Origin of the sequence: Tabrizicola sp. (assembly GCF_030373185.1) — a bacterium.
Classification (GTDB): domain Bacteria; phylum Pseudomonadota; class Alphaproteobacteria; order Rhodobacterales; family Rhodobacteraceae; genus Tabrizicola.
In genome coordinates this window covers 557,735-582,315 of record NZ_JAUCZH010000001.1, presented here as the reverse complement: position 1 = coordinate 582,315, position 24,581 = coordinate 557,735, and the positions used below count along the sequence as shown (strand labels likewise).

At 62.6% G+C, this 24,581-nt stretch carries 23 protein-coding genes; 8 read left to right on the top strand and 15 right to left on the bottom strand.

All coding sequences use genetic code 11. The features are described from left to right. Positions 1–12 precede the first annotated feature (12 nt). Positions 13–453, bottom strand: a complete 441-nt coding sequence (locus tag QUV21_RS02785) for a cytochrome c-type biogenesis protein (protein ID WP_300853018.1) — start codon at positions 451–453, stop codon at positions 13–15. Next, positions 450–2,420, bottom strand: a complete 1,971-nt coding sequence (locus tag QUV21_RS02780) for a heme lyase CcmF/NrfE family subunit (RefSeq protein ID WP_300853017.1) — start codon at positions 2,418–2,420, stop codon at positions 450–452. Before QUV21_RS02780 ends, QUV21_RS02785 begins: the two co-directional genes overlap by 4 nt. Before the next feature lie 176 nt (positions 2,421–2,596). On the opposite strand from QUV21_RS02780, the gene rocF reads away from it, so the two are divergent. After that, positions 2,597–3,520, top strand: a complete 924-nt coding sequence (gene rocF / locus QUV21_RS02775) for an arginase (protein ID WP_300853016.1) — start codon at positions 2,597–2,599, stop codon at positions 3,518–3,520. A gap of 11 nt (positions 3,521–3,531) precedes the next feature. Further along, the gene (locus tag QUV21_RS02770) at positions 3,532–4,566 is read left to right on the top strand and encodes an ornithine cyclodeaminase (protein WP_300853015.1); all 1,035 of its coding nucleotides are present in this window, start codon (positions 3,532–3,534) and stop codon (positions 4,564–4,566) included. Positions 4,567–4,587: 21 nt separating this feature from the next. Here QUV21_RS02770 and QUV21_RS02765 read toward each other — a convergent pair whose 3' ends face one another. After that, positions 4,588–4,857 (bottom strand): usg protein, encoded by a 270-nt coding sequence (locus QUV21_RS02765; protein WP_300853014.1) that lies wholly within the window; start codon positions 4,855–4,857, stop codon positions 4,588–4,590. 210 nt (positions 4,858–5,067) lie between these two features. Here QUV21_RS02765 and gyrA point away from each other — a divergent pair, with 210 nt between their 5' ends. From gyrA to gluQRS, 4 genes are all read left to right on the top strand, one after another. Beyond that, positions 5,068–7,776 carry a DNA gyrase subunit A gene (gyrA, locus tag QUV21_RS02760; RefSeq protein WP_300853480.1) on the top strand — a complete coding sequence of 903 codons (2,709 nt, stop codon included), beginning with the start codon at positions 5,068–5,070 and terminating at the stop codon, positions 7,774–7,776. After that, positions 7,763–8,101, top strand: coding sequence for a hypothetical protein (locus QUV21_RS02755; protein WP_300853013.1), 339 nt, complete (start codon positions 7,763–7,765; stop codon positions 8,099–8,101). The genes gyrA and QUV21_RS02755 overlap by 14 nt, the downstream gene beginning before the upstream one ends. A gap of 75 nt (positions 8,102–8,176) precedes the next feature. Next, on the top strand, positions 8,177–9,505 hold the full coding sequence (gene trmFO / locus QUV21_RS02750; RefSeq protein ID WP_300853012.1) for a methylenetetrahydrofolate--tRNA-(uracil(54)-C(5))-methyltransferase (FADH(2)-oxidizing) TrmFO: 1,329 nt from the start codon (positions 8,177–8,179) through the stop codon (positions 9,503–9,505). After that, a complete protein-coding gene (gluQRS, locus tag QUV21_RS02745; RefSeq protein WP_300853011.1) occupies positions 9,493–10,332 on the top strand; it encodes a tRNA glutamyl-Q(34) synthetase GluQRS in 840 nt (279 codons plus the stop codon). Before trmFO ends, gluQRS begins: the two co-directional genes overlap by 13 nt. 9 nt (positions 10,333–10,341) lie before the next feature. Here the strand turns inward: gluQRS and hisI are convergent, their stop codons facing one another. Beyond that, a complete protein-coding gene (gene hisI / locus QUV21_RS02740; RefSeq protein ID WP_300853010.1) occupies positions 10,342–10,701 on the bottom strand; it encodes a phosphoribosyl-AMP cyclohydrolase in 360 nt (119 codons plus the stop codon). A gap of 62 nt (positions 10,702–10,763) precedes the next feature. Between hisI and QUV21_RS02735 the strand changes: the two genes are divergently transcribed. Then, positions 10,764–11,207 carry an iron-sulfur cluster assembly scaffold protein gene (locus tag QUV21_RS02735; RefSeq protein ID WP_300853009.1) on the top strand — a complete coding sequence of 148 codons (444 nt, stop codon included), beginning with the start codon at positions 10,764–10,766 and terminating at the stop codon, positions 11,205–11,207. A 145-nt stretch (positions 11,208–11,352) separates the two neighbouring features. Here the strand turns inward: QUV21_RS02735 and QUV21_RS02730 are convergent, their stop codons facing one another. The 5 genes from QUV21_RS02730 to QUV21_RS02710 all read right to left on the bottom strand — a co-directional run bounded on the left by QUV21_RS02730 (position 11,353) and on the right by QUV21_RS02710 (position 16,926). Further along, on the bottom strand, positions 11,353–11,475 hold the full coding sequence (locus QUV21_RS02730; protein ID WP_300853008.1) for a hypothetical protein: 123 nt from the start codon (positions 11,473–11,475) through the stop codon (positions 11,353–11,355). 96 nt (positions 11,476–11,571) lie between these two features. Next, on the bottom strand, positions 11,572–13,656 hold the full coding sequence (recG, locus tag QUV21_RS02725; protein ID WP_300853007.1) for an ATP-dependent DNA helicase RecG: 2,085 nt from the start codon (positions 13,654–13,656) through the stop codon (positions 11,572–11,574). After that, positions 13,653–15,785: an NAD-dependent DNA ligase LigA gene (gene ligA, locus QUV21_RS02720; RefSeq protein WP_300853006.1), complete on the bottom strand. Its 2,133-nt coding sequence runs from the start codon at positions 15,783–15,785 to the stop codon at positions 13,653–13,655. The genes recG and ligA overlap by 4 nt, the downstream gene beginning before the upstream one ends. A gap of 54 nt (positions 15,786–15,839) precedes the next feature. Then, entirely contained in the window at positions 15,840–16,550 is a 711-nt protein-coding gene (gene ctrA, locus QUV21_RS02715) for a response regulator transcription factor CtrA (protein ID WP_300853005.1), read from the bottom strand. Between the two features lie 97 nt (positions 16,551–16,647). Beyond that, positions 16,648–16,926 (bottom strand): DUF1153 domain-containing protein, encoded by a 279-nt coding sequence (locus tag QUV21_RS02710; RefSeq protein WP_300853004.1) that lies wholly within the window; start codon positions 16,924–16,926, stop codon positions 16,648–16,650. 124 nt (positions 16,927–17,050) lie between these two features. On the opposite strand from QUV21_RS02710, the gene mnmA reads away from it, so the two are divergent. After that, positions 17,051–18,187 (top strand): tRNA 2-thiouridine(34) synthase MnmA, encoded by a 1,137-nt coding sequence (gene mnmA, locus QUV21_RS02705; protein ID WP_300853003.1) that lies wholly within the window; start codon positions 17,051–17,053, stop codon positions 18,185–18,187. A 15-nt stretch (positions 18,188–18,202) separates the two neighbouring features. Here the strand turns inward: mnmA and lpxB are convergent, their stop codons facing one another. The 6 genes from lpxB to bamA form a co-directional block, all read right to left on the bottom strand. Then, the gene (gene lpxB / locus QUV21_RS02700; protein ID WP_300853002.1) at positions 18,203–19,345 is read right to left on the bottom strand and encodes a lipid-A-disaccharide synthase; all 1,143 of its coding nucleotides are present in this window, start codon (positions 19,343–19,345) and stop codon (positions 18,203–18,205) included. Further along, positions 19,342–20,160, bottom strand: coding sequence for a UDP-2,3-diacylglucosamine diphosphatase LpxI (lpxI, locus tag QUV21_RS02695; protein ID WP_300853001.1), 819 nt, complete (start codon positions 20,158–20,160; stop codon positions 19,342–19,344). The genes lpxB and lpxI overlap by 4 nt, the downstream gene beginning before the upstream one ends. Beyond that, a complete protein-coding gene (gene lpxA, locus QUV21_RS02690; RefSeq protein WP_300853000.1) occupies positions 20,157–20,963 on the bottom strand; it encodes an acyl-ACP--UDP-N-acetylglucosamine O-acyltransferase in 807 nt (268 codons plus the stop codon). The genes lpxI and lpxA overlap by 4 nt, the downstream gene beginning before the upstream one ends. Next, positions 20,960–21,433, bottom strand: a complete 474-nt coding sequence (gene fabZ, locus QUV21_RS02685) for a 3-hydroxyacyl-ACP dehydratase FabZ (RefSeq protein ID WP_300852999.1) — start codon at positions 21,431–21,433, stop codon at positions 20,960–20,962. Before fabZ ends, lpxA begins: the two co-directional genes overlap by 4 nt. A gap of 139 nt (positions 21,434–21,572) precedes the next feature. Further along, positions 21,573–22,163 (bottom strand): OmpH family outer membrane protein, encoded by a 591-nt coding sequence (locus tag QUV21_RS02680; RefSeq protein ID WP_300852998.1) that lies wholly within the window; start codon positions 22,161–22,163, stop codon positions 21,573–21,575. Between the two features lie 2 nt (positions 22,164–22,165). Continuing rightward, a complete protein-coding gene (gene bamA, locus QUV21_RS02675; RefSeq protein ID WP_300852997.1) occupies positions 22,166–24,511 on the bottom strand; it encodes an outer membrane protein assembly factor BamA in 2,346 nt (781 codons plus the stop codon). Between the last annotated feature and the right edge of the window lie 70 nt (positions 24,512–24,581).

Genomic DNA, 24,581 nt, shown 5'->3' with positions numbered 1-24,581 from the left:
CCGGACGCCGCGTCACTCTTTCAGGATTTCGCGCAAGCGCGCCTCTTCGGCTTCGGTCAGCTTCACCTCGGGTGGCGCCCGCCGCCGCTGAGCGGCCACCGCCACCGCTATTGCGGCCAGAAACAGTGCCGGACCGGCAAACCAGAGGATCAGGGTCGATCCTTCGGGTCGCGGGTTGAACAGCACGAACTCGCCATAGCGGTCCACGACGTAATCCACCACCTCACGGTCGGTATCACCGGCGACCAGCCTTTCGCGGATGATGATCCGCAGGTCACGGCTGATCGGCGCGTTGGAATCGTCGATCGATTCGCCCTGACAGACCGGGCAGCGGATTTCGCGGCTGATGTCGCGGGCGCGGGCCTCCAGCACCGGGTCGGCCAGAATTTCGTCGGGCTGGACCGCATGCACCGGGCTGGCCAGCAGAAGGAGCGCAAGGACAAGGCGCTTCATTCCGCCGGCACTCCGGCCGGAACCTTCCGCGCCCCGGCAGCTACCCGGTAGCGCCGGTCGCTGAGGCTGAGAAACCCGCCGAACGCCATCAGAAGACACCCGCCCCAAAGCCAGTTGGCGAATGGCTCGATATAGCTGCGCACCGCCCAGCCACCCGACTGCTGCCGATCCCCCAGCACCAGATATATATCGCGCAGGAAGCCATAATCGATTGCGGCTTCCGTCGTGGGCATCGCGGCCACTGGATAGAACCGCTTCTCGGGGGAAAGCACCGTCACCAGCGCGCCGTCACGGGTGACGGTCATCTGCGCCATGGTGGATTGGTAGTTCGGCCCCTCCACCTCATCGACCGCGTCAAGCCGCACTTCATAACCGCCCAGCGGAAAGGTCTCGCCAATCTGGACCACGCGGATATCCTCGATCTTCCACGCCGTCAGCGCCGAGACGGCAAAGATCGTGATCCCAAGTCCGGCATGTGATGTGGCCTTGCCCCAGTCGGCCCGGGGCAATCGCAGCAAGCGGCTGCCACGCGCGCCGATCCCTTCGCGTCCGGTGCGCGCCCAGATATCAGTCAGCGCGCCGAACACCACCCAGGCCCCAAGAGCCAGCCCGATGGGGCCAAGCGCCGTCTGCCCGGTCTGAATCGCAAAGCCCAGGGCCCCCAGGGACAGCGACAGGATCAACGCTGGCACCAGCGCCTTGAACGACCGCGCCAGCGTGCCGCGCTTCCACGCCAGCATCGCGCCCGGCGGCAGGATCAGCGCCAGCGCCACCACAAAGGGGGTGAATGCGGCGTTGAAGAACGGCTCACCCACGCTAAGCGTCCGATCAAGCAACAGTTCCGCAATCAAGGGCCAGATTGTCCCGATAAACACCACAAAGGCCGAGACCGCCAACAGCACATTATTCGCCACCAGCGCGCTTTCGCGGCTGACCATGGCGAAGAGGCCCTTCGCCTCCATCGCCCCGGCGCGCAGGGCAAACAGGATCAGCGCCCCGCCGGTGAACACCCCAAGGATCAACAGGATGAACACCCCGCGTTCGGGGTCATTGGCAAAGGCATGCACCGAGGTGATCACCCCCGACCGCACGATGAAGGTGCCGATCAGGCTGAACCCGAAGGCCATGATCGCCAGAAGAACGGTCCAGGCCTTCAGACTTTCGCGCTTTTCGACGACGATGGCGGAATGCAGCAGGGCGATCGCCAACAGCCACGGCATGAAGCTGGCATTTTCCACCGGATCCCAGAACCAGAACCCGCCCCAGCCAAGCTCGTAATACGCCCACCAAGATCCCAGCGCGATGCCGATGGTCAGGAATATCCACGCCGCAAGCGTCCATGGCCGCACCCAGCGGCCCCATGCGGCATCGACCCGGCCCTCGATCAGGGCGGCGACGGCGAAACTGTAGGCCATGCTCAGGCCGACATAGCCAAGGTAAAGAAACGGCGGGTGGAAGGCGAGGCCGGGGTCTTGCAGCAGGGGGTTCAGGTCTTGGCCATCCAGCGGCGGGGCAAGCAGACGCCAGAACGGGTTCGAGGTCAAAAGCAGGAACAAGAGGAACGCCACCCCGATCATCCCCTGCACCGCCAGAACCCGCGCCCGTAGTCGGGTTGGCAGATTGCCCCCGAACGCCGCCACCGCCGCCCCGTAAAGCGCAAGGATCAGCACCCAAAGCAAGAGCGATCCCTCATGGTTTCCCCAGACCCCGGATATCTTGTAAAGCAAGGGCTTGGCGGTATGCGAATTCGACACCACCACCGCCAGCGAGAAATCCGACGCGACAAAGGCCCAGGTCAGCACCCCGAAGGACGCCGCCACCAACACCAGTTGCACCAGCGCCGCCGGTTCCGCCAAGGCCATCAGCCGAGCATCCCCGCGATGCGCACCCCAAAGCGGCAGGGTGGATTGCACGACGGCAACCATCAGCGCCAGTATCAGCGCGAAATGCCCAAGCTCGATGATCATGACCCGCTCCCTCTTTGACCTTATGATAGGCGTCCCGGGCTCAGGTTGAAATACCCTGCGCCCTTCCGCCGCGTTCACCGTCATTCTGCCAGACAAGCCCGGTCAAACCGGTTCAATTGTGCGTTGCCACCGGCAGCCTGAGCCCGCTACACCCGGTCAAAGCAAACGAGGTCCCCATGCCCAAGACAATCCTGATCGGCGCGCCCATCGACAGCGGGCAACAGCGCCCCGGTTGCCTGATGGGTCCGGCCGCCTACCGCGTGGCGGGGCTTGCCCGCGAAATCGCCGCCGAGGGCCACGGGGTTGAAGATTGGGGCGATCTGGCCCTTCCCCCCTTGCGCGATGTGGCTTGCGCCAACCCTGTCGTGCATTCGCTGGCCGAAACGGTCGGCTGGACGGAAATCCTGATGGACCGTGTCGATGACGCCCTGTCTGAAGGTGGCTTTCCGATCATCATGGGCGGTGATCATTCGCTGGCGCTTGGCTCTGCAGCCGCAGCAGCAGCCTTTGCCGCGCGGCAGGGTCGGCCACTCTTCCTTTTGTGGCTGGATGCCCATTCCGACTTTCACACACCCCTGACGACCACCTCGGGCAATCTTCATGGTACGCCCCTGGCCTATATCGCCGGGCGCGAGGGGTTTGACACTTTTCCCCCCTTCCCGGCCCCGGTTCCTGCCGCGCGGATCTGCATGTTCGGCATCCGGTCGGTCGATCCGGCGGAACAGGCCGCGATGCTGGAATGTGACATTCAGGTCAATGACATGCGGGTGATCGACGAACACGGCATCGTCGCCCCCCTGCGCGCCTTCCTGAAGAAATGTCGGGACGAGGCGGGCATGCTGCACGTCTCGCTTGATGTCGATTTCCTTGACCCCGCCATCGCCCCCGCCGTCGGCACCACGGTTCCCGGCGGCACCACCTTCCGCGAAGCCCATCTGGTGATGGAGCTTTTGCACGAATCAGGTCTTGTCACTTCGCTTGATCTGGTCGAACTGAACCCGTTTCTTGATGACCGGGGCATGACCGCCCGGCTGATGGTTGACCTTGTCGGCTCGCTGATGGGCAAGAAGGTCTTCGACCGCCCGACGCGGTCCAAGTGATGGGTGGCAAGATGACCCTCAACCTTGTGCCGTTCGTATCCGTGGACAAGATGATGCAGCTTGTCCTGCACCTTGGCATCGAACGCGTCCTGACAGACCTTGCCGCCGAGATCGAGGCCGATTTCCGTCGCTGGCCGCTGTTCGACAAGACACCCCGAATCGCCTCGCATTCCGATGTCGGCGTGATCGAGCTGATGCCGGCTTCTGACGGTGTCACCTACGGGTTCAAATATGTGAACGGCCATCCCGCCAACATGAAGCAAGGCCTGCAAACCGTTACCGCCTTTGGACTTCTTGCCGATGTGGCGACCGGATATCCGGTGCTACTGTCGGAAATGACCATCCTGACCGCCCTGCGCACCGCCGCGACCAGCGCGATGGCGGCCAGGTGGCTTGCCCCCAAAGGCTCCACCACCATGGCGCTGATCGGCAACGGCGCGCAGGCGGAATTTCAGGCGCTGGCGTTCAAGGCGATTTGCGGGCTGTCCGAGGTGCGGCTTTACGACCTTGACCCCGCAGCCACCGCCAAATGCGAAAGGAACCTGGCCGGTTCCGGCCTGCGCGTGATCGCCTGCTCAACCGCCGAAGAGGCCATTCTTGGCGCGCAGATCATCACCACCGTCACCGCCGACAAGACCAACGCCACCATCCTGACCGACAACATGCTGGGCGCGGGCGTCCATATCAACGGCGTGGGCGGCGATTGCCCCGGCAAGACCGAACTGCACGGCGACATCCTGCTGCGGTCTTCGATCTTCGTTGAATACCCGCCCCAGACGCGGATCGAGGGCGAAATCCAGCAACTTGCCCCCGACCACCCCGTCACCGAGCTTTGGCAAGTCATCACCGGCAAGACCCCGGGCCGCAGCTCAGCCGCAGAGGTGACGCTGTTTGACTCGGTCGGCTTTGCGATCGAGGATTTCGCGGCGTTGCGCTACATTCTTGCCCAGTCGCAGGCGACAGGACTTTACGACAACCTCGACATGATCGCCGACCCCGATGACCCGCGCGACCTGTTCGGCATGATCCTGCGCGCCGCGGTCTGATACCGCAGGCCGCGGCGCTGACTAATGCAGGTGAAACTCCCCCACCACATTGCGCCATTCACCGGGCGCAATCAGCTTGCGGTGGGTGAACCGCACCGAATGAAGCGGCCCTTCGATATTTCCCTGCCAGAACTCGATGAACCGGAACAGTTCCGGGTAATCGGGTGCCAGATCATAGTTCTGCCAGATGAAGCTGTTGATAACACTTCGATAATCCGGCATCCGATAGTAAAGTTCCGCCGTCGTCAGCCCATAGCCTTTCAGCATCCGCTCCGTCTCGCTTCCAGACATTCCTTTTGCCTTTCCTGCCTGCCACAGATGAATGATGCCGCATCTGAATTAAATTTCAATTAAAACAGTATGTTGTCACTCCCTCCGCATGGCTGCCAGCATGTGACCGCCCGCCATTGCACCCCATAGCTTGAATGGTGTATCCTTTCCGCACCTAAATCTTGAGACCGCAGAAAGACCGCAGAAAAGGCGCAAGACATCGTGGCAGATATCCCGGAAGACACTGACAAGACGGAAGAAACGCCCGAACGCGCCGTTCATCACGGCCCGCAGATCGACATCGCGGCCGAGATGAAGACCGCCTATCTCGACTATGCGATGAGCGTGATCGTCAGCCGCGCCATTCCCGACCTGCGTGACGGCCTCAAACCCGTCCACCGCCGCATCCTGTTTGCCATGCACGAATCCGGCAACACCCATGACAAGGCCTATCGCAAATCGGCCCGCCCTGTCGGCGACACGATGGGGAAATACCACCCCCACGGCGACAGTGCGATCTATGACGCGCTGGTCCGGATGGCGCAGCCTTTCAGCATGTCCTTGAAACTCCTTGATGGCCAAGGGAATTTCGGTTCGATGGACGGCGATAACGCCGCCGCCATGCGGTATACCGAAGTGCGGATGGACAAGCCCGCCGCCTTCCTGCTGGCCGATATCGACAAGGAAACCGTCGATTTTCAGGACAACTATGACGGCAAGGACCGGGAACCCACCGTCCTGCCGGCCCGCTTCCCCAACATGCTGGTCAATGGCGCGGGCGGCATAGCCGTCGGCATGGCCACCAACATCCCGCCGCACAACCTTGGCGAGGTGATCGACGGCACGCTGGCGATGATCGCCAATCCCGACATCAGCATGGAAGCGCTGATGGACATCATCCCCGCCCCGGATTTTCCCACGGGCGGCCTGATCCTTGGCCGTTCCGGTGCGCGCAAGGCCTATCTGGAAGGGCGCGGGTCGGTCATCATCCGCTCCAAGACCCATATCGAAGAGGTTCGCAAGGACCGCTTCGCCATCGTCATCGACGAGGTTCCCTATCAGGTCAACAAGGCGACGATGATCGAAAAGATCGCGGAACTGGTGCGTGACAAACGGGTGGAAGGCATCGCCAATATCGCAGACGAATCCGACCGGATCGGCGTCCGAGTGGTGATCGAACTCAAACGTGATGCGACGCCAGATGTGGTTCTGAACCAGCTGTTCCGCTTTTCCGCCATGCAGGTCAGCTTCGGCTGCAACATGCTGGCCTTGAACGGCGGGCGTCCGGAACAGTTGACGCTGCGCGATTTCCTGAGCCATTTCATTACGTTCCGTGAAGAAGTTGTCGCGCGCCGCACCGCCTATGAACTGCGCAAGGCGCGTGAGCGGAGCCATGTTCTGTGCGGCCTTGCCGTCGCTGTGTCGAATGTGGACGAAATCGTCCGCACCATCCGCGCCAGCGCCGATGCCGCCGAGGCGCGTGAAAAGCTGATGACCCGACGCTGGCCGGCCCATGACATCGCCGCCTATATCAAGCTGATCGACGATCCGTCGCATACGATCAACGAAGACGGCACCTACAACCTGTCGGAAATCCAGGCGCGGGCGATCCTCGATCTGCGGCTTCAGCGCCTGACCGCGCTTGGCGTCAAGGAAGTGACGGACGAACTTGAAGAACTGGCCGCCAAGATCAAGGATTACCTTGATATTCTTGGTTCGCGCGACCGGATCATGGCCATCATCTCGGACGAGCTGACCGAGATGAAGCAGCTCTTCGCCGTTCCCCGCCGGACCGAAATTCTCGACTGGTCCGGCGATATGGAAGACGAAGACCTGATCGAGCGCGAGGATATGGTCGTGACCATCACCTCGGGCGGCTACATCAAGCGCACTCCCCTGGCCGAATTCCGCGCACAGAACCGGGGCGGCAAGGGTCTGTCTTCGATGCAGACCAAGGAAGATGATGTTGTCACTACACTTTTCGTCGCGAATACACATACTTGGCTACTGTTCTTCACAACCGATGGCATGGTCTACAAACTGAAGACCTGGCGGCTGCCGCTTGCGGGCCGCACCGCCAAGGGCAAGGCGATGGTCAACATCCTGCCCATTGCCCAAGGCGTGTCCATTGCAGCCCTGATGCCGGTCGACGTGCCGGAAGAAGAGTGGGCGACGCTCCAGATCGTCTTCGCCACCTCGGATGGCGACGTGCGCCAGAATGACCTTTCAGACTTCACCAACGTCATGCGCAATGGCAAAATCGCGATGAAGCTGCCCGAAGGGGTCAGTCTGGTGAATGCGGCCATCGCCGATGAGAATGACGACATCATGCTCGTCACCGAAGCTGGCCGCGCCATCCGTTTTTCCACGACCGAAATTCGCGTCTTCAAATCGCGCGGCTCCACCGGGGTCCGGGGCATCCGGCTTTCAGACGGAGACCGGGTGGTGTCGATGTCGATCATCCGCCATTTCGAAGCGGATCCCGCCGAACGCGCCGCCTATCTCAAGCAACGCCGCCTGATGGCTGGCGTGACCGAGGAAGAGGCCGACGATGAGGAAGAAACCGTTGCTGCAGGGCAGCTTAGCCCAGAACGCTACAGCGAGATGTCAGCCGCCGAAGACCTGATCCTTACCGTCACGAAAGGCGGTTCGGGCAAGCTGTCGTCTTCACATGACTACCCGGTCCGGGGTCGTGGCGGCATGGGCGTCAAGGCCATCTCACCGGGTCCAAGGGGCGGGCGCATTGTCGCGTCCTTCCCGGTCACCCTTGCCGACCAGATCATGCTTGCCACCTCCACTGGCCAGTCGATCCGCGTTCCGGTTGATCAGATCAGCTTCCGGTCCCGGTCTGCCGGGGGGGTGAAGGTCTTCAACGTCGCGGCGGATGAAGAGGTCGTTTCCGTGGCCCGCGTCGCCGAACAGGGCGATGACGAGGCTTGAAGAAAGGCTCGCAGCCCTTGCGGCTGCGGGCGAAACCGTCACTTACGGCGCCCTTGCGCGTGATCTTGGCCTGCGCATGGCGGAACTTACCACAGCACTCGAAATGCTGATGGAAGAGGACGCAGCCGAAAAACGTCCGTACCGTGCCGCAGTTTGCGCTGCCCGGCTTGGTGAGGGGCTTCCCGCCCGGGGGTTCTTCGACAAGGCTGCCGCACTTGGCCACCGCATCGACGATCCTACCGCATTCGTTCAGACAGAGCGCGCCGCCCTGAAAGCCTCCCCAACCTCATCTGCGGCTTTCCCTTCCCAAAATATCCCGGGGTGAATTGGCCGCCCTTGCGGCCAAGAGGGGCAGCGCCCTGTCTTGCAACGCCAGACCCACAAGGCTACATCCGGCCCTATGGAAACACTTCACATCATTGGCGGCGGCATGGCCGGAGCCGAGGCCGCCTGGGCCGCCGCAAATGCGGGCATACCCGTGGTCATCCACGAAATGCGCCCCAAGGTCGCCACCTTCGCGCACCGCACCGGCGATTTCGCGGAAATGGTCTGTTCGAACTCGTTTCGTTCGGATGATCATGAACAAAACGCCGTGGGCCTTCTGCATTGGGAAATGCGCAGCGCTGGCGGAATTGTCATGGAGACAGCCGAAAAGCACCGCCTGCCCGCTGGCGGCGCCCTTGCCGTGGACCGCGATCCCTTCGCCGCCGCCGTGACCGCGCGCCTGAAGGCGCATCCCTTGATTTCCACGTCATATGAGGAAGTTACCGAACTTCCCTCATCTGGTCACTGGATCATTGCCACCGGCCCCCTGACCAGCCCGGCGCTGGCCCAGTCTATCCGCGCGGCCACCGGGGCCGAGGCACTGGCCTTCTTCGACGCCATCGCCCCGATCGTCTATGCCGACAGCATCGACATGGAGCAGGCCTGGATGCAGTCGCGCTATGACAAGGGCGAGACGGAAGACGAGCAGAAGGCCTATATCAACTGCCCGATGACGAAGGATGAATATGAAGCTTTCATCGACGCGCTTCTGGCGGCCGACAAGACAGAGTTCCATGAAGGCGAGACGGCGGGCTATTTTGACGGCTGCCTGCCGATCGAAGTCATGGCCGAACGTGGCCGCGAAACGCTTCGCCATGGCCCGATGAAGCCGGTGGGCCTGACCAACGCCCACAAGCCCGACCAGAAACCCTATGCCGTGGTCCAGTTGCGCCGCGACAACAAGCTGGGTACGCTTTACAACATCGTCGGCTTCCAGACAAAAATGAAGTATGGCGCGCAAACATCTGTTTTCAGGATGATTCCCGGATTGCAGGATGCCAGCTTTGCACGGCTTGGCGGCATCCATCGCAACACCTTCATCAACTCACCCACGCTTCTGGATCACCAGATGCGCCTCAAGACATATCCTCACATCCGCTTTGCGGGCCAGATCACTGGCGTCGAGGGCTATGTGGAAAGCGCCGCCATGGGTCTTTTGGCCGGTCGCATGGCCGCCGCCGAAATCAAGGGCGCAACCCTGCCGCCGCCGCCCCCGGAAACCGCGATGGGCGCGCTTGTGACCCATATCACAGGCGGGGCCGAGGCCAAGACCTTCCAGCCGATGAACGTCAACTTCGGGCTCTTTCCCCCGATTGACGCGAAGGGTGGTCGGCGGGGCCGCGCGGTGCGCTACAAGGCTTACACCGACCGCGCCAAACTGGCCTTTGCCGAATGGCTTTTGTAACCCGTTTCGCGCCCTCTCCGACCGGCCCTTTGCATCTGGGCCACGCCTATTCCGCCATTCTGGCGCATGACATGGCCCGCAAAGCCGGGGGCCGCTTCCTGCTGCGGATGGAAGACACCGACCTTGACCGCTGCAAGCCCGTGTTTGAGACACAGATCGTGGACGACCTGACATGGCTCGGGCTGGTCTGGGACAGCCCCGTCCACCATCAGTCGCAGCACATCGCCGACTATAACATCCGGCTGGAAGCTATTGCGAACAAAGGTTTCATCTACCCTTGCTCCTGCACAAGATCGGACATCCGCGCAGCCCTTGCCGCCCCGCAAGAGGGTGTGCAATTCAGCGTCTACCCCGGCACCTGCCGCGGTCGCCCGATGGCAAGCCGCCTGCCCGGCGACGCGCTGCGCCTGGATCTGGCGGCGGCACTCCATGCCTTGCGCGACGCCGATCTCAACTTCACCGAGACCGGCCCAACCCATCACGGCCAGCATACCGTCAATCCTGCCGAGGCCACGGCCCGCATTGGCGATGTGGTCCTGTCGCGCAAGGGTGAGGATATCGTGGCCTATTTCCTCGCCTCGGCCTTTGACGATGCCGATCAGGGGATCAGCCATGTGATCCGGGGCGAAGACCTGTTCGACTTCACAGCGATTCAGGTGATCTTGCAGCATCTCTTTGGCTTGCCGACGCCCGTCTATCACCACCACCGCCTGATCCGCGATCATCAGGGCAAGCGCCTGGCCAAGCGCGACGATGCCCGCGCAATCGGCAAATACCGGGCCGAAGGGGCCAGTCCAGCCGATATTCGCCGCATGGTCGGGCTTTGACCCCGGCAGTCAGACCATCGGGCGGGTCAGTTCCACCTCTTGGCCCTCACGAACCGCGGTATAGAAGCACGACCGCCGGTTGGTATGGCAGGCTGGACCGTCCTGGTCCACCAGCACCAACAGGCAATCGCGGTCACAATCAATGCGCAGCTCCACCAGCCGCTGATGATGGCCCGAGGTTTCCCCCTTCACCCAGAACGCAGCCCGCGACCGTGACCAGTAGGTAACCTTGCCGGTCTCGATCGTCCGCGCCACCGCCGCTTGGTTCATCCACGCCACCATCAGCACCTCACCCGAGGCATGGTCTTGCGCCACGCAAGGGATCAGGCCCTTGTCGTCGAACCTCAGGCTGGCGGGGTCAAAGCTCATCCGGTCTCTCCTTGGCAGGCGCGGCGCGGGGGACTACATACAGCACGAAGCAGGGACATTCCATGAGCGACAGCGACCTTCTCAAGCTCTATTCAGCCCGCATCCTCGCGCTTGCGGCCGATATTCCGCATCACGGGCGGCTGGCCAACCCGCAAGGCAGCGCGCGGCGGCGGTCACCGCTTTGCGGGTCCACCGTTGGCGCAGATGTGGTCGTCAGGGATGGCCGGGTCGCGGAATTTGCGCAGGATGTGAAGGCCTGCGCCTTGGGCCAAGCGGCGGCGGCGGTCCTGGGCGCGGCGGTCATTGGCCGCAGTCTGCCGGAACTGGAAGCCGCGCGCGACCAACTGCGCGCCATGCTGAACGAAGCTGGCCCCATCCCCACCGCCCCGTTCGCAGGCTATGAGGTTCTGCTTCCCGCGCGCGCGTTCAAGAACCGCCACGCTTCGATCCTTCTGGCACTGGAAGCGGTTTGCGAGGCAATCGTCCAGGCCCAGACTGCCGCCTGACCAAGTGGACTGGGCAAAAAAAACCGCCGCGCGTCAACGGACGGCGGCGGCAGTAGCGCATCTGGAAAACGGCGGTCCGGCGAACCATGGCAAGCCATGGGGGAAGGCCGGTCACCCTTGGGGGACAGAGCGCGGGGCAGAAAACTCAGGCAAGGCCGGGCAATGACAGCACGGCAAACAGCAGGACAAACAGTGCGACTAGACCAACCGTATCTTCCACGGCAGCGCGGGGCGGGTTGGTCAGTAGGGTCTTCACGGCGTTCCTCATCGTGTTCTCCATGCTTGTTGCTATATTGTTCTCATACAGGAGGCGGGCTGTAAAGAACTTTTTAAGAACATGTGAGAACAAAGCAGAACTCTCGGCCTACCCCACGCCAATCAGCAGGATCGCTCGGTCCTGATCCAGAAGCCAAAGGAGCGCCCGCACCGCTTGCCCGCGCGTCGTTGTCAGGGCCGGATCGTCGTGCAAAAGCTTGCGCGCATCAGACTGGGCCAGCGCCAGCAGCGCGCCCTGCCGTTCCAGATCGGCCACCCGGAACCGGGGCAGACCAGATTGCGCGGTGCCGATCAGATCGCCCGCGCCGCGCATCGCAAGGTCTTCCTCGGCAATGCGAAACCCGTCCTCGGTGTCGCGGATTGTGGTCAGCCGCCGTGCGCCGGATTCGTTCAGTGGCGCCTGATACAACAGCAGGCAGGTCGATGCGGCATCCCCGCGCCCGACCCGGCCCCGCAACTGGTGCAACTGGGCAAGACCAAAGGTTTCGGCCCGCTCGATCAGCATGATCGTGGCATTGGGGACGTTGACGCCAACCTCGATCACCGTGGTCGCCACCAGAACCGAGGTTTCACCAGCCACAAAGCGGCCCATCGCCGCGTCCTTGTCGGCCGGGGGCATCTGGCCATGCACAAGGCCCACCCTGTCACCCAAAGCCGCGCGCAGGGTGCGAAACCGGGCTTCGGCGCTGGCATAATCCACCACCTCGGAGTCTTCGACCAAGGGGCAGACCCAATAAGCCTGCCGACCCTCGACCACGGCCTTGCGCAGATGCTCAACCACTTCATCGAGCCGTTCGTCCGATACCATTGCGGTGCGGATCGGCTTTCGCCCGGCGGGTTTTTCATCCAGCACCGACACATCCATGTCGCCATGTGTGGCCAAGGCCAGACTGCGCGGGATCGGCGTGGCTGTCATCACCAGTACGTCCACCGCTTCGCCCTTGGCACCCAGTTCCATCCGCTGTGCGACGCCGAAACGGTGCTGTTCGTCTACGACTGCAAGGCGAAGATCATGGAAATGCACGTCTTTTTGAAACACGGCATGGGTGCCGACCAAAACCTGCGCCCGGCCATCGGCCAGCGCGGCCAGCTTTGCCGCCCGATCCGCGCCCTTGTCGCGCCCCGTCAGCAGGACCAGCGACACCCCGGCCGCCCGCGCAAGGGGTTCCAACCCCTCATAATGCTGGCGGGCAAGGATTTCGGTCGGCGCCATCATAACGCCCTGCCCGCCCGCCTCCACCGCGACCAAAAGCGCCTGAAACGCCACCAAGGTCTTGCCCGACCCGACATCGCCCTGCAAAAGCCGGTTCATCCGCAAGGGTTGCGCCATGTCTGCGGCGATTTCGCCAATCGCGCGGGTCTGCGCCCCGGTCGGCGCATAGGGCAGGCTTGCCAGCACCTTCGCGCGCAACGCCCCGTCCCCGACCGTGACCACCCCCTTGCCCCGGCGGATCGAGGCACGGGCCAAGGCCAGCGTCACCTGATGGGCAAAAAGCTCATCATAGGCCAGCCGAACCCGCGCCGGATGGGTCTGGGCAAGCGCTGCCGCCGTTTCGGGCGCATGAACCTCCGCCAAGGCCGCAGCCCAATCCGGCCAGCCTTCCCGCGCCTTCAAGGCAGGGTCGATCCATTCGGCAAGGGGCGGCACCCGGGTCATGGCCCCAGCCACGGCCTTGGCCACCACCTTCTGCGTCAGGCCCGCCGCCAAGGGATAAACCGGTCCATAGGCCGGTAATTCCGCCGCCTCCTCGGGGCGCAGCACATGATCAGGGTGAACCATCTGCGCCACGCCATCGAACAGTTCGACCTTGCCCGAGATCAGGCGTCGTTGCCCGGTTGGCAGCAGCTTCTGCAAATAATCCGCCCGGGCGTGGAAGAAGACCACCATGAACTCCAGCCGGTCATCGCGCACCACCACCCGGTAAGGCCCGCCCTTGCGGCGCGGCGGGAAATGAGCGCCGACCTCAACCTCGACCGTCAGGGTGGTGGGCGGGGCAACATCGCGGACCGAGGCACGGCGGGTGCGGTCCATCCCGGAATGGGGCAGCGTGTAAAGCAAGTCCTTGGGCCGGGTCACACCAAGGGTTTCAAAGGCTTGCGCGGCCTTTGGCCCGACACCGGGCAAGGTCTCCAACTCCGCGAACAGCGGAAACAGGGCCTCCGGACGGCTCATCCGCCGATCAGCCGCAGCCAGGTGTCCTCGTCGATGGTCTCAACGCCAAGGCGCGCCGCGTCCTTGGCTTTCGATCCGGCCCCCGGACCCGCGATCAAGAGATCGGTCTTGGCGCTGACGCTGCCCGCGACCTTTGCGCCAAGGGCTTCGGCACGCGCCTTCGCCTCGGCCCGGGTCATCTTTTCCAGTGTGCCGGTGAAAACCACGGTCTTGCCGGCAACCGGGCTATCCACCGCGCCCCGCGCCGCGACAGGCTGCACGTCAAGCTGTGCCACAAGCGCATCCATCGCCGCCCGTTCGGCAGGATTCTGGAAGGCATCGGCCAGACTTTGCGCCATCACGGCACCCACCCCGTCAATCGCCGTCAGTTCCGCCCATTCCGGGCTGCCGGGGCTGGCATGGGTGATTGCAGCCTCAAATCCAGCCCAAGTGCCATAATGCCGGGCAAGCAAGCCCGCCGCGACCTCGCCCACATGGCGAATGCCAAGCGAGAATATCAGCCGGTCCAGCGGGATAACCCGTTTCGCTTCAATCGCGGCGAACAGCTTTGCCGCCGAAACCTCGCCAAAGCCATCGCGATTTTTAAGCTTTTGCAATGGGTTGGCGGCGTCTCTTTCAGCAAGGGTGAAGATTTCGGCGGGGGTCTTGACCGGCAAGCTGGCGTCGCGGAAAAACATCTCTACCTGCTTGGCCCCCAGCCCTTCGATGTCAAATGCCCCCCGGCTAACGAAGTGTTTCAACCGTTCCACCGCTTGCGCCGGGCAGATCAGCCCCCCGGTGCAGCGCCGAACGGAATCGCCTTCCTCACGGTGGGCGGGGCTGCCACATTCGGGGCAAACCTGTGGGAAAACATAGGGCTGCGAGCCTTCCTTGCGACGGGAAAGGTCCACATCCGCCACTTTCGGGATCACATCTCCAGCACGGTAGACCTGCACCCAGTCACCGACGCGGATATCCTTGCTGTCGCGGATCGGGTTTCCCCGGGAATCACGCCCGGCAATGTAATCCTCGTTGTGCAGAGTCGCATTCGACACCACCACTCCTCCAACCGTCACCGGCTTCAGCCGCGCCACGGGCGACAGCGCCCCGGTACGGCCGACCTGGATGTCGATGCCCAGCAGTTCCGTCCACGCGAGTTCGGCGGGGAACTTGTGTGCAATCGCCCAGCGAGGGGTAGAGGACCGGAACCCAAGACGCGCCTGCAAGGCCAGATCATCGACTTTGTAGACGACCCCATCAATGTCATAGCCCAGCGTCGCCCGTTGCGACTCGATCAGTCGGTACTGCTTCAGCATCGCTTCAGGGCCGTCACACAGCACTGTCAGCGGATTTGTTTGAAACCCCAAGCTGTTCAGCCGCGCGATTGCAGCAGTTTGTGTCACCGCCAAGGGCTGTGACACCTCTCCCCAGGCGTAGGCGAAAAACCGCAGCGGACGGCCTGCGGTGATACCCGCATCAAGCTGGCGGAGCGATCCCGCCGCCGCGTTGCGAGGGTTGGCGAAAGCCTTGTCACCCGCAGCCGCCTGCCGCGCGTTCAACGCAGCGAAATCGGCGTGCGACATGTAAACCTCGCCCCGCACCTCAAGCACATCCGGCGCATTGGTCAGGTGCTGCGGGATGTCGGCAATGGTTCTTGCGTTTTCAGTGACATTCTCCCCCACTTCGCCATCGCCGCGCGTGGCGGCCTGCACCAGTTTCCCGGCCTCATAGCGCAAGGACAGCGAAAGACCGTCGATCTTCGGTTCGGCCGTATAGGCGATTGCGCCGTTTATCCCCAGAAACTTGCGGACCCGTTCGTCAAACTCTGTCACCTCTTCATCGGAAAAGGCATTCTCAAGCGACAGCATCCGCACCCGGTGCGTAACCTTGCCGAACCCCTCTGCCGGGGCCGCACCGACCATGGCGGTGGGGCTTTTGCTGGTCATTGCCCGCGCAATGCCCGGAAAGGCGGCTTCAAGCTCGGCAAGCCGCCCCTTCATCCGGTCATAGTCCGCGTCCGAAATCAGCGGTGCATCGTCGCGGTGATAGGCGACATTGGCATCCAGCACCTTTTGAACCAGTTCCGCCCACTCGGCCACGGCTTCAGGTTCCGACATCCCACTGACCGGACGCATCGCCACCTCGCTCATCGCAACCCCCTTCGCCCTGTCCAATCCTTAGGGCCGAGGCAGGGTCAGGACAAGTCAGGCGCTTGCGGCAATTTTCGCGGTGGTCACACCAACCGGATCGCGCAGCACATAGCCGCGCCCCCAGACGGTTTCGATGTAGTTGGCCCCGCCCGTCGCCTCGGCAAGTTTCTTGCGAAGCTTGCAGATGAAGACGTCGATGATCTTGAGTTCCGGTTCATCCATGCCACCGTAAAGGTGGTTGAGGAACATTTCCTTGGTCAGCGTCGTTCCCTTGCGGAGCGAGAGCAGTTCCAGCATCTGATACTCCTTTCCGGTCAGATGCACCGTCTTGCCCTCCACCTCGACCGTCTTGGCGTCAAGGTTGACCGCGATGCGCCCAGTCTTGATGATGGATTGGCTGTGGCCCTTGGACCGGCGGATGATCGCGTGAATGCGCGCCACCAGTTCTTCGCGGTGAAAGGGCTTTGTAAGATAATCATCCGCCCCGAAGCCGAAGCCTTTCAGCTTGTTTTCGGTATCATCGGAACCGGAAAGGATCAGGATGGGCGTTTCAACCCGGGCCTGCCTGATCTGGCGCAGGACATCATGCCCGCTCATATCCGGCAGATTCAGGTCCAGAAGGATAAGATCATAGTCGTACAGTTTCGCCAGATCGACGCCATCCTCGCCCATGTCCGTGCAATAGACATTCAGGTTTGCATGCGTCAGCATCAATTCGATGCTGCGCGAGGTTGTCGGGTCATCTTCCACAAGCAGGATGCGCATTCGCCGGTTTCTCCGCTCCGTTGCCACCATCGTTAATGACTTTGCGAGGCAATGGTTAACCGTCGGTTACTTTGCCAGAGCGCGAGCAGGAAACAATTTAAAGTTGTCGATATTTCTGGATCGTTGTGACTTTCAAACCCGCATCGCCGTGGCGTTCCACCGCCGAGCGCCACAACGCAAACTCTTCCTCGGACAAGGCGTAGCGTTCCAGCGCCTCACCTTGCGGAATCAGGCCGTACATCACGGCCTTGACCACCACTGCCTTGCGACTGGCCACCCAGCGCCGTGTATCTGCCGCAGGCAGGTCAGCGCGCGTCAGAATACTGCCATCCGGCAGGGTGACCTGCCTTGGTCCATCGACACGTTTCAGGAACATCAGCCTTCCCTCATCCATTTCACATCACAATGCGGGATCGGGCTTAATCAAATCTGAAACTGGGGATTGAGAGTACACAGCATTTTCCTATATTCGCAACTATCCCTGATCATCGGACAGTCACATGCCGCGCGACCTGCCGCTCAATTCCCTTGGCCTTCCCAAACCCCCCTCCCAGACGCGGGTCGTCGTGGCAATGTCGGGGGGCGTGGATTCCAGCGTGGTGGCGGCACAGCTGGCCGAAGAAGGCTATGACGTGGTCGGCGTCACCTTGCAGCTGTATGACCATGGCGCAGCCTTGGCCAAGAAGGGTGCGTGCTGTGCGGGGCGTGACATTCACGACGCGCGCCGGGTGGCCGAAACCATGGGATTTCCCCATTACGTCCTTGATTACGAAAACACCTTCCGCGAAGCGGTGATGGAGGATTTCGCCGATGCCTATCTGGCCGGTGCGACTCCGGTTCCCTGCATCCGCTGCAATGAACGGGTGAAGTTCAAGGATCTTCTGGCCACCGCCAAGGATCTGGAGGCCGATTGCATGGCCACCGGCCATTATATCCAGCGCAAGACCGGACCGGGCGGTGCCGAATTGCATCAGGCCGCCGATGCAGCGCGCGACCAGAGCTATTTCCTGTTTTCAACCACGCCGGAACAGCTTGATTACCTGCGCTTTCCCTTGGGTCATCTGCCGTCAAAGGCTGAAACCCGGGCGCTTGCGGCGAAATACGGGCTGCCGGTGGCCGACAAGCCCGACAGTCAGGACATCTGTTTTGTCCCGAACGGAAATTATGCTGCCGTGATCGAAAAGCTGCGCCCGGGTGCGGCGGACCCCGGCCAGATCGTCGATCTGTCAGGCCGGGTTCTGGGCGAACATCGCGGGGTGATCCATTACACGGTGGGCCAGCGCAAGGGTTTGGGCATTGGCGGGCTGGAAGACCCGCTGTATGTGCTGCGGCTGGATCCCGAGACCCGGCAGGTGATCGTCGGCCCGAAAGAGGCGCTGTCGACGCGGATCGTTCCGGTCAAGGAAATCAACTGGCTGGGCGATACGCCCTTCACCTCGCAGGGGGAGTGGCACCTGAAGGTCAAGGTCCGTTCCACCCGCCCCCCGCGTGACGCGATTATCCGCCCGACCGGGCCAACCACGGCCGAGGTCGAATTGATTGCCCCCGAAGACGGGGTCAGTGCCGGGCAGGCTTGCGTACTCTATGCGCCCGACGGCAGCCGGGTGTTTGGCGGCGGCTGGGTCTGGAAGGGCTGAGGCAGGACCAGGCCGCTACCTTGGCGCAAGCGCCTGCGGCAACACCGACAAGACCGACCGGGCTGCGCGCAGACCCGGCGCCTCACCGCCCTGACCCAGACGCGACATCGTCAGCGCCATGGCAGCCCGCTGCGGGGTCGGGTCGCGCAGCAGCGCTTCCAGCGCCGGGGTGATGGTTTCGGGGCGGCACTCAGGGCCGATGAATTCCGGCACCACCCGGGTTTCACTGACAAGGTTCACCAGTGTCACCGTGTCGATCAACGCAGCCCGCCGCATCAGCCACAGCGTCAGCGGGTGCATGTCATAGGCAATGACCATCGGGCAGCCGTGCGCCGACAGTTCCAAGGACACCGTGCCAGAGGCGGCAAGTGCTACATCGGCGGCACCAAAGGCCGCGCGCTTGGCGCCGGCGTCTTCGATGATCTCTGGCACCACCGGCCAGCCCGCCGTCAAATCACGCACCAGACCCGCGACCCCGCGCACCGTCGGCAGCAAGACCCGCAACCCGGGATGAATGGCGCTGAGCCGCCCCACCACCTGCCCGAAGACCGGGGCCAGCCGCGAAACCTCACCCCGCCGCGAGCCAGGCAGCGCCAAGAGGATCGGCCCCTCGCCCACACCGCGCAAGCTGGCCACCTCATCCGCTGAGGCGAGAGGTTCGGCCACCACCGGATGGCCCACGAAATCACATGTCATGCCGGCGGCGGTCATGTAGGGCGGCTCGAACGGCAAAAGCGCCAGCACATGATCAATCACCCGCGCCATCCTTGCCGCCCGCCCCGGCCGCCACGCCCAGACCGAGGGTGCAACATAGTGGATCGTGCGAAACGCGGGCTTTGCCGCCTTGACGATCCCGGCGACGCGCAGGCAAAAATCCGGGCTGTCGATGGTGACCAGCGCCACAGCACCCGACTCCAGCGCCGCCCTCGCCGCCTCTGCGATCCGGCGTTTGAGGTGGAAGTACTTGGGTAACACCTCGGCAATGCCCATCACCGACAGCTCTTCCATCGGAAACAGGCTTTCCAGTCCTTCCGCCTGCATCATCGGCCCACCGATGCCTGCGAACGTCACGTCAGGTGCCAGTTGCTTCAGCCCGGCCATCAAGGCCGCGCCAAGACGGTCGCCCGAAGGCTCGCCCGCGATCAGGAACAATTTCACGGCCTTGCCCAGAGAAACAGGCCCAACTCCCGGGCCAAGCGCAGCATTTCCGGCAGATCAAGGCAGATCACCCCACCCGACTCAAACGCCACGCCCCCCAGACCAGCAGCGGCAACGGCGCGCAGGGTATCGGGGCCAAGGGTCGGCAGGTCGATCCGGCGATCCTGTCCGGGCTTCGAGGCCTTGTAAAACAGCCCCCGCCCGCGTGCAGGGTCAGGCCGCAGGCCCAAGGGCAGCGCCGCGACCCCGGCAAGCATAGCATCGGTTCCCGGAAGCGCCTCGACCGCAAGGCAGGTGCCTTGCGTCACCACCGCGCCCTGCCCCACATCCACCGCGCCCAAGGCGGCAACGATGGTTGCGGCGCGGTCGGCATCGGCCTCGTCACGCGGAGTGACCGCTCCGGCAAGCACCCCCGGTCCCGGCAACAGTTGCGGTGCCAGATCCCCGACCCCCGCCACGCCAAAGCCCGCTTCGTCAAAGATGTCGATCACGGCACGCAAGGTGGCATCATCCCCCGCCGCCATCGCCTGCATGAGGCGCGGCAGCATCGCCGCCGTTTCCGGGTCCAGAAGCGACGGGTCCAGCCGGGGCCGGTTGACCGCGCCCGCAAACACCACGGTCTTGACGCCCTTCGCCTTCAAATCGCGCAGGAACGGCATCAGGCGCTCCACCCGAAAGGTCAGATCGGCCGTCAAACCTTCGGGCATAAACCCTTCCAGCACCGCCACCAGCGGTCTGGCCTTCATCTGCGCAACCAAGGCCGCAGGCAGCCGACCGCGGCCGGCAATCAGCGCAACCGACGCGCCCATGGTCATCGGCCGCCCTTTGGGGTCAGGAAACTGCGGTCGGATTTGGACAAGATGAAATCGGCAATCTCGCGCACCAGCGGGCTGTCACTTTCTTCGGCCAGCTTGCGGGCGCGGTCCAGAAAACTGCCCTCTTCCTGCGCCAATGTCTGATAGGCGGCGCGCAGCGCGGTGATCTCGGCCCGATCTACGCCCCGGCGCTTCAGGCCGACCAGATTCAGGCCGTCCAACTCTCCACGCGGGGCCTGCACAAGGCCGTAGGGGATCACGTCATTCGTGACCATGGTAACCGCGCCAATGATGGCCCCCTGTCCGATCCGCACCCATTGATGCACGCCGGAAAGTCCGCCCACGATAACGTCATCGCCCAGCACGCAATGCCCGGCAATGGCGACATGGTTGACCAGAATCACCCGGTCCCCGATCTGTGCGTCATGACCGACATGCGCCCCGGTCATGATCAGCACATCATCACCCACCCGCGTGACACCGCCACCGCCCTCGGTTCCTGGGTTCAGCGTTGCGCCTTCGCGGATCCGGACGCGTTTGCCGATGATCAGCCGGGTATGTTCGCCGACATATTTCAGATCCTGCGGCACCTCGCCGACAGTGGCGAAAGGAAAGATCACGCTGTCTTCACCAACTTCCGTCCAGCCAGTGAGCACAGCATGGGATTTCACCGTCACGCGGGCGTGCAGCGTGACTTCAGCGCCGATCAGGCAGAACGGTCCAACCTCGCAGCCTTCCCCGATCACGGCACCGGGTTCGACCACGGCCGAGGCATGGATACGGGCTGTCGGATGAATTGTCATGCCTTGGGAACGTCGAACATCGCCATGAAAGTCGCCTCGCAGGCCAGTTCGCCATCAACCATGGCCTTGCCTTCGAACTTCCACACCCGGCCCCCGCCCCGGACCGCCCGGACATGCAACTCCATCACATCGCCCGGCACGACCTTGCGGCGGAACTTCACTCCGTCAACGCCCATGAAAAAGACCTTGGCGTTCTTGTCGACCAGATCCATCGACAGCCCGACGAGGATTCCCGAGGTCTGCGCCATCGCCTCGATGATCATCACGCCCGGAAAGATCGGCATGCCGGGGAAATGGCCCTGAAACTGCGGCTCGTTCAAAGTGACGCATTTGATCCCGACACAGCTTTCGTTGAGCACGATGTCACGCACCTTGTCGATCAGAAGGAACGGATAACGGTGTGGAATGATCCGCTGGATCAGATCCAGATCGGCGGTGGTGACGGCGGTGGTGACGGCGGTTGCGTCCATTGTCTTGTCCCTTCCTGCCGGTCGAACGTCGGCCAGTTCTCTTGTCCTGTTGCTAGCAACTCATCCAGCGGGTGACAAGTTGGCCAGATGGTCCGACCAGGGCCTGCCGTGAGACCTTCAAGGCAAAGCTGTCTCCGTCCTAAGGCTGATCCGGCACAAGGGTGCCTTCGGAAAGCACGGAATCGACGCGGGTGATCGCTTCATCAGTGATGTCGATGGCAATCAACGAGAGGATCACCATGGATTTGTCGAGGATCGCAACCGCCTTCTTTTCACTGAGCAGGTCACCCAGCACCGGCACCACGGCCCGAAGGAATGCCTGTCGGTCATCATCGCGGCCGCGGGAAAGATTACGCGCCTTGGCGTCTTGCTCGTCACGGATACGCTCGACCTTTTCGTCAAATGCCGCAGCCAGCGCTGCAAACTCTTCAGCTGGCAAGAGCGCGCGCCGGGTTGTCAGGTCTTGCTCTTCGGCGATCAGTTCGGCCTCGATCCGGGCGTTTTCTTCCTCAAGAGCGCGCGTTGCCAGACGTTCCCGATCCAGACTCGCCCTGCCAAAGGCCGACTCTGCGAACAGGCGGTCCTGATCCAAGGTCAAGACTGCGGGCGTCCCCAAAGGGTCGGGGGCCGGACCTGGCTCTTGTGCCGGTGCCGCGCTGGCAAGGGTCAGACCCAAAGCGAACGGACCCAGCCAGCGCAAGACCTGCGCCCGGCAAACCCCGGCACGCATGATCAGAACCGGGTCGAGATGGTCAGATCGAAGCTTTGTTCCTTGTCGTAGTCTTCCTTCACCAGCGCACGGCTGAAGTTGAAGCGCAGGGGACCGATGGGCGTGGTCCAGAACACCGACAACCCGACCGACGCACGCGGATTGAAGCCGTCGTCAACCTCGCTGCCGCCGAAGCCGCTGGTGTTGTCCAGGCTCCAGACTGATCCCACGTCAAGGAAAGCGCCGCCGGTGATGCCATATTCTTCTGGCAGGCCCAGCGGGAAATCCGCCTCGAACCGCGCCACAGCAAACAGGTTGCCGCCAAGCGCATCCTGGTTGGTTGCATCAAGGTCACGCGGGCCGATCCCGTTTGGCTCAAATCCGCGGATCTTGCCGTTGCCAAAGAACCGTTCGGTCACCCGGCTGGTATTGTCGCCAAGCGAGGTCAACGCGCCACCCTCGAATATCGCCCGAACCGCGACTTCTTCGTTGAAGACGCGCGTTTCTGCCAAGGCGAGTGCCGTGGTCTGGATGTATTTCGTGTCACCACCGATGCCTGCGAAATCCTGACCAAAGCGCAGCAGGATCCCGCCCTTGGGGTTCAGACCGGTGATGCGCGTGTCATATTCGTAGCTGTAGCCGACAGAGACCGTGCGCAGCGCGCCAAGATCCACTTCGCCCTGAATGATCGGGGAATCGCCCGTGTAGTTGTAGATCTTGTCATCGGACAGACGCAGACGCAGGTCGATGTTGGACTGTTCACCCAAGGGGAACCCGATCCCTGTGGTAAGGCCGATGTTGCGGGTGTCATAAACCGAATTGGCGCTTTCCGATGTCCGGTAATAGGCGCCAAGGCTGAAGCTCAGATCACGGCCCAGAAGTGCGGGTTCCGTGAAGCTGAAGCTCGAATTCTGGGTGTCGGTGCCAGAACTGAGGCTGAGCGACAGGCGCTGGCCGCGCCCAAGGAAGTTTGTCTCGGAAAAGCCGATGTTTACACCGGTGCCGCTGGCGACGGAATAGGTCAGACCGAAGTTGAGCGAACCTGTCGGCTGCTCCTCGACATCGACATTCACCACCACCTGATCAGGGCCGGATCCCGGCTGCGCCTCGACCTGCGCGTCCGAAAAGAAGCCAAGCGCGCGGATGCGTTCCGCCGATTGCCGGATTTCACGCGGGTTGAAGGGATCGCCCTCCACCGTGCGGAATTGACGGCGGACCACCTGATCCAGCGTGGTCTGGTTGCCTTCGATGTCGATCCGTTCGACGAACACCCGTTCGCCCCGGACAATCGCAAATTCGATATCGACGGCCTGCCCGCGATCGTTGCGGGTGATCCGAGGCTCGACCCGAACGAAATTCAAGCCCTTCTTGAGGGCAAGGGTTTCCATCCGGGTGATGTTGTTGTCGATCAGAAGCGGCGAATAGGTCTGCCCGGACCGGATCTTGCGGACCGCCGCAAACTCGGCCGCGTCCACCCCTTCGATTTCCGAGACGACGGTCACTTCGCCAATGGTGTAGGCCAAGCCTTCACGGATGGTGAAGGACACGAAAGTGGCGTCACGCTCACGGCTGACCTCGGCGCTGGCATCCAGCACCTGAAAGTCGATGTAGCCGCGCGACAGGTAGAAGTCGGTCAGAACCTTCTTGTCCAGTTCCAGACGTTCGGCAACGAAGGTGTCACGCTGAATGAAGGTACGCAGGAACCCTGCCTGCTTGGTTTCCAGAACCTGCCGCAGACGGCGGTCCGAAAATGCGCGGTTGCCGATAAAGGACAGACGCTCCACCTCGACCACACGGCCTTCGGTGACTTCGAACACCAGATCGATACGGTTGTCCGACCGGCGGATGATCTTTGGCGTGACACTTGCGGCAATGCGGCCAGAGACGCGATAGGCCTCGGCAATGGCAGCAGCATCCGATTCGGCAACGCTGGGCGAATAGACGCGGCGGGATTGCGATTGCACCAGTTCGGCCAGCTGCTCATCCTTCAGCCGTTTGTTGCCTTCGAAGTTGATCACGTTGACGATCGGGTATTCCCTGACCCGGATCAAAAGCGTCGAACCTTGCGGCACAAGTTCAACCGTTTCGAACAGGCCAGAGTTTACAATGCGCTGATAAGCGTCGTTCAGCGCGGCCGCAGAAACCTCTGCCCCGCGGCCGATTCCGGCGTAGCTTAGAATCGTCGCCTGATCGACGCGATCATTTCCCTCGATCACGACGTTCGAAAAGCTGAAGACCTGCGCGTAGGCCGGCGTAAGGAACGGCGCAGAAGCCGTTGCGGCGCCGATAAAAACCGCCGTTGCCAACAGGCGCGCGCGCGCCCCGGCCTTGGACGACCGTCCCCTGATCCTGCGGAAGGTCCCTTGCATCATGCGTCCCCGTCGTTCCATGCCGTTTGAGTTTGACTAGCGGGAAAGCCATGCTTTGTCAAAAGCATGC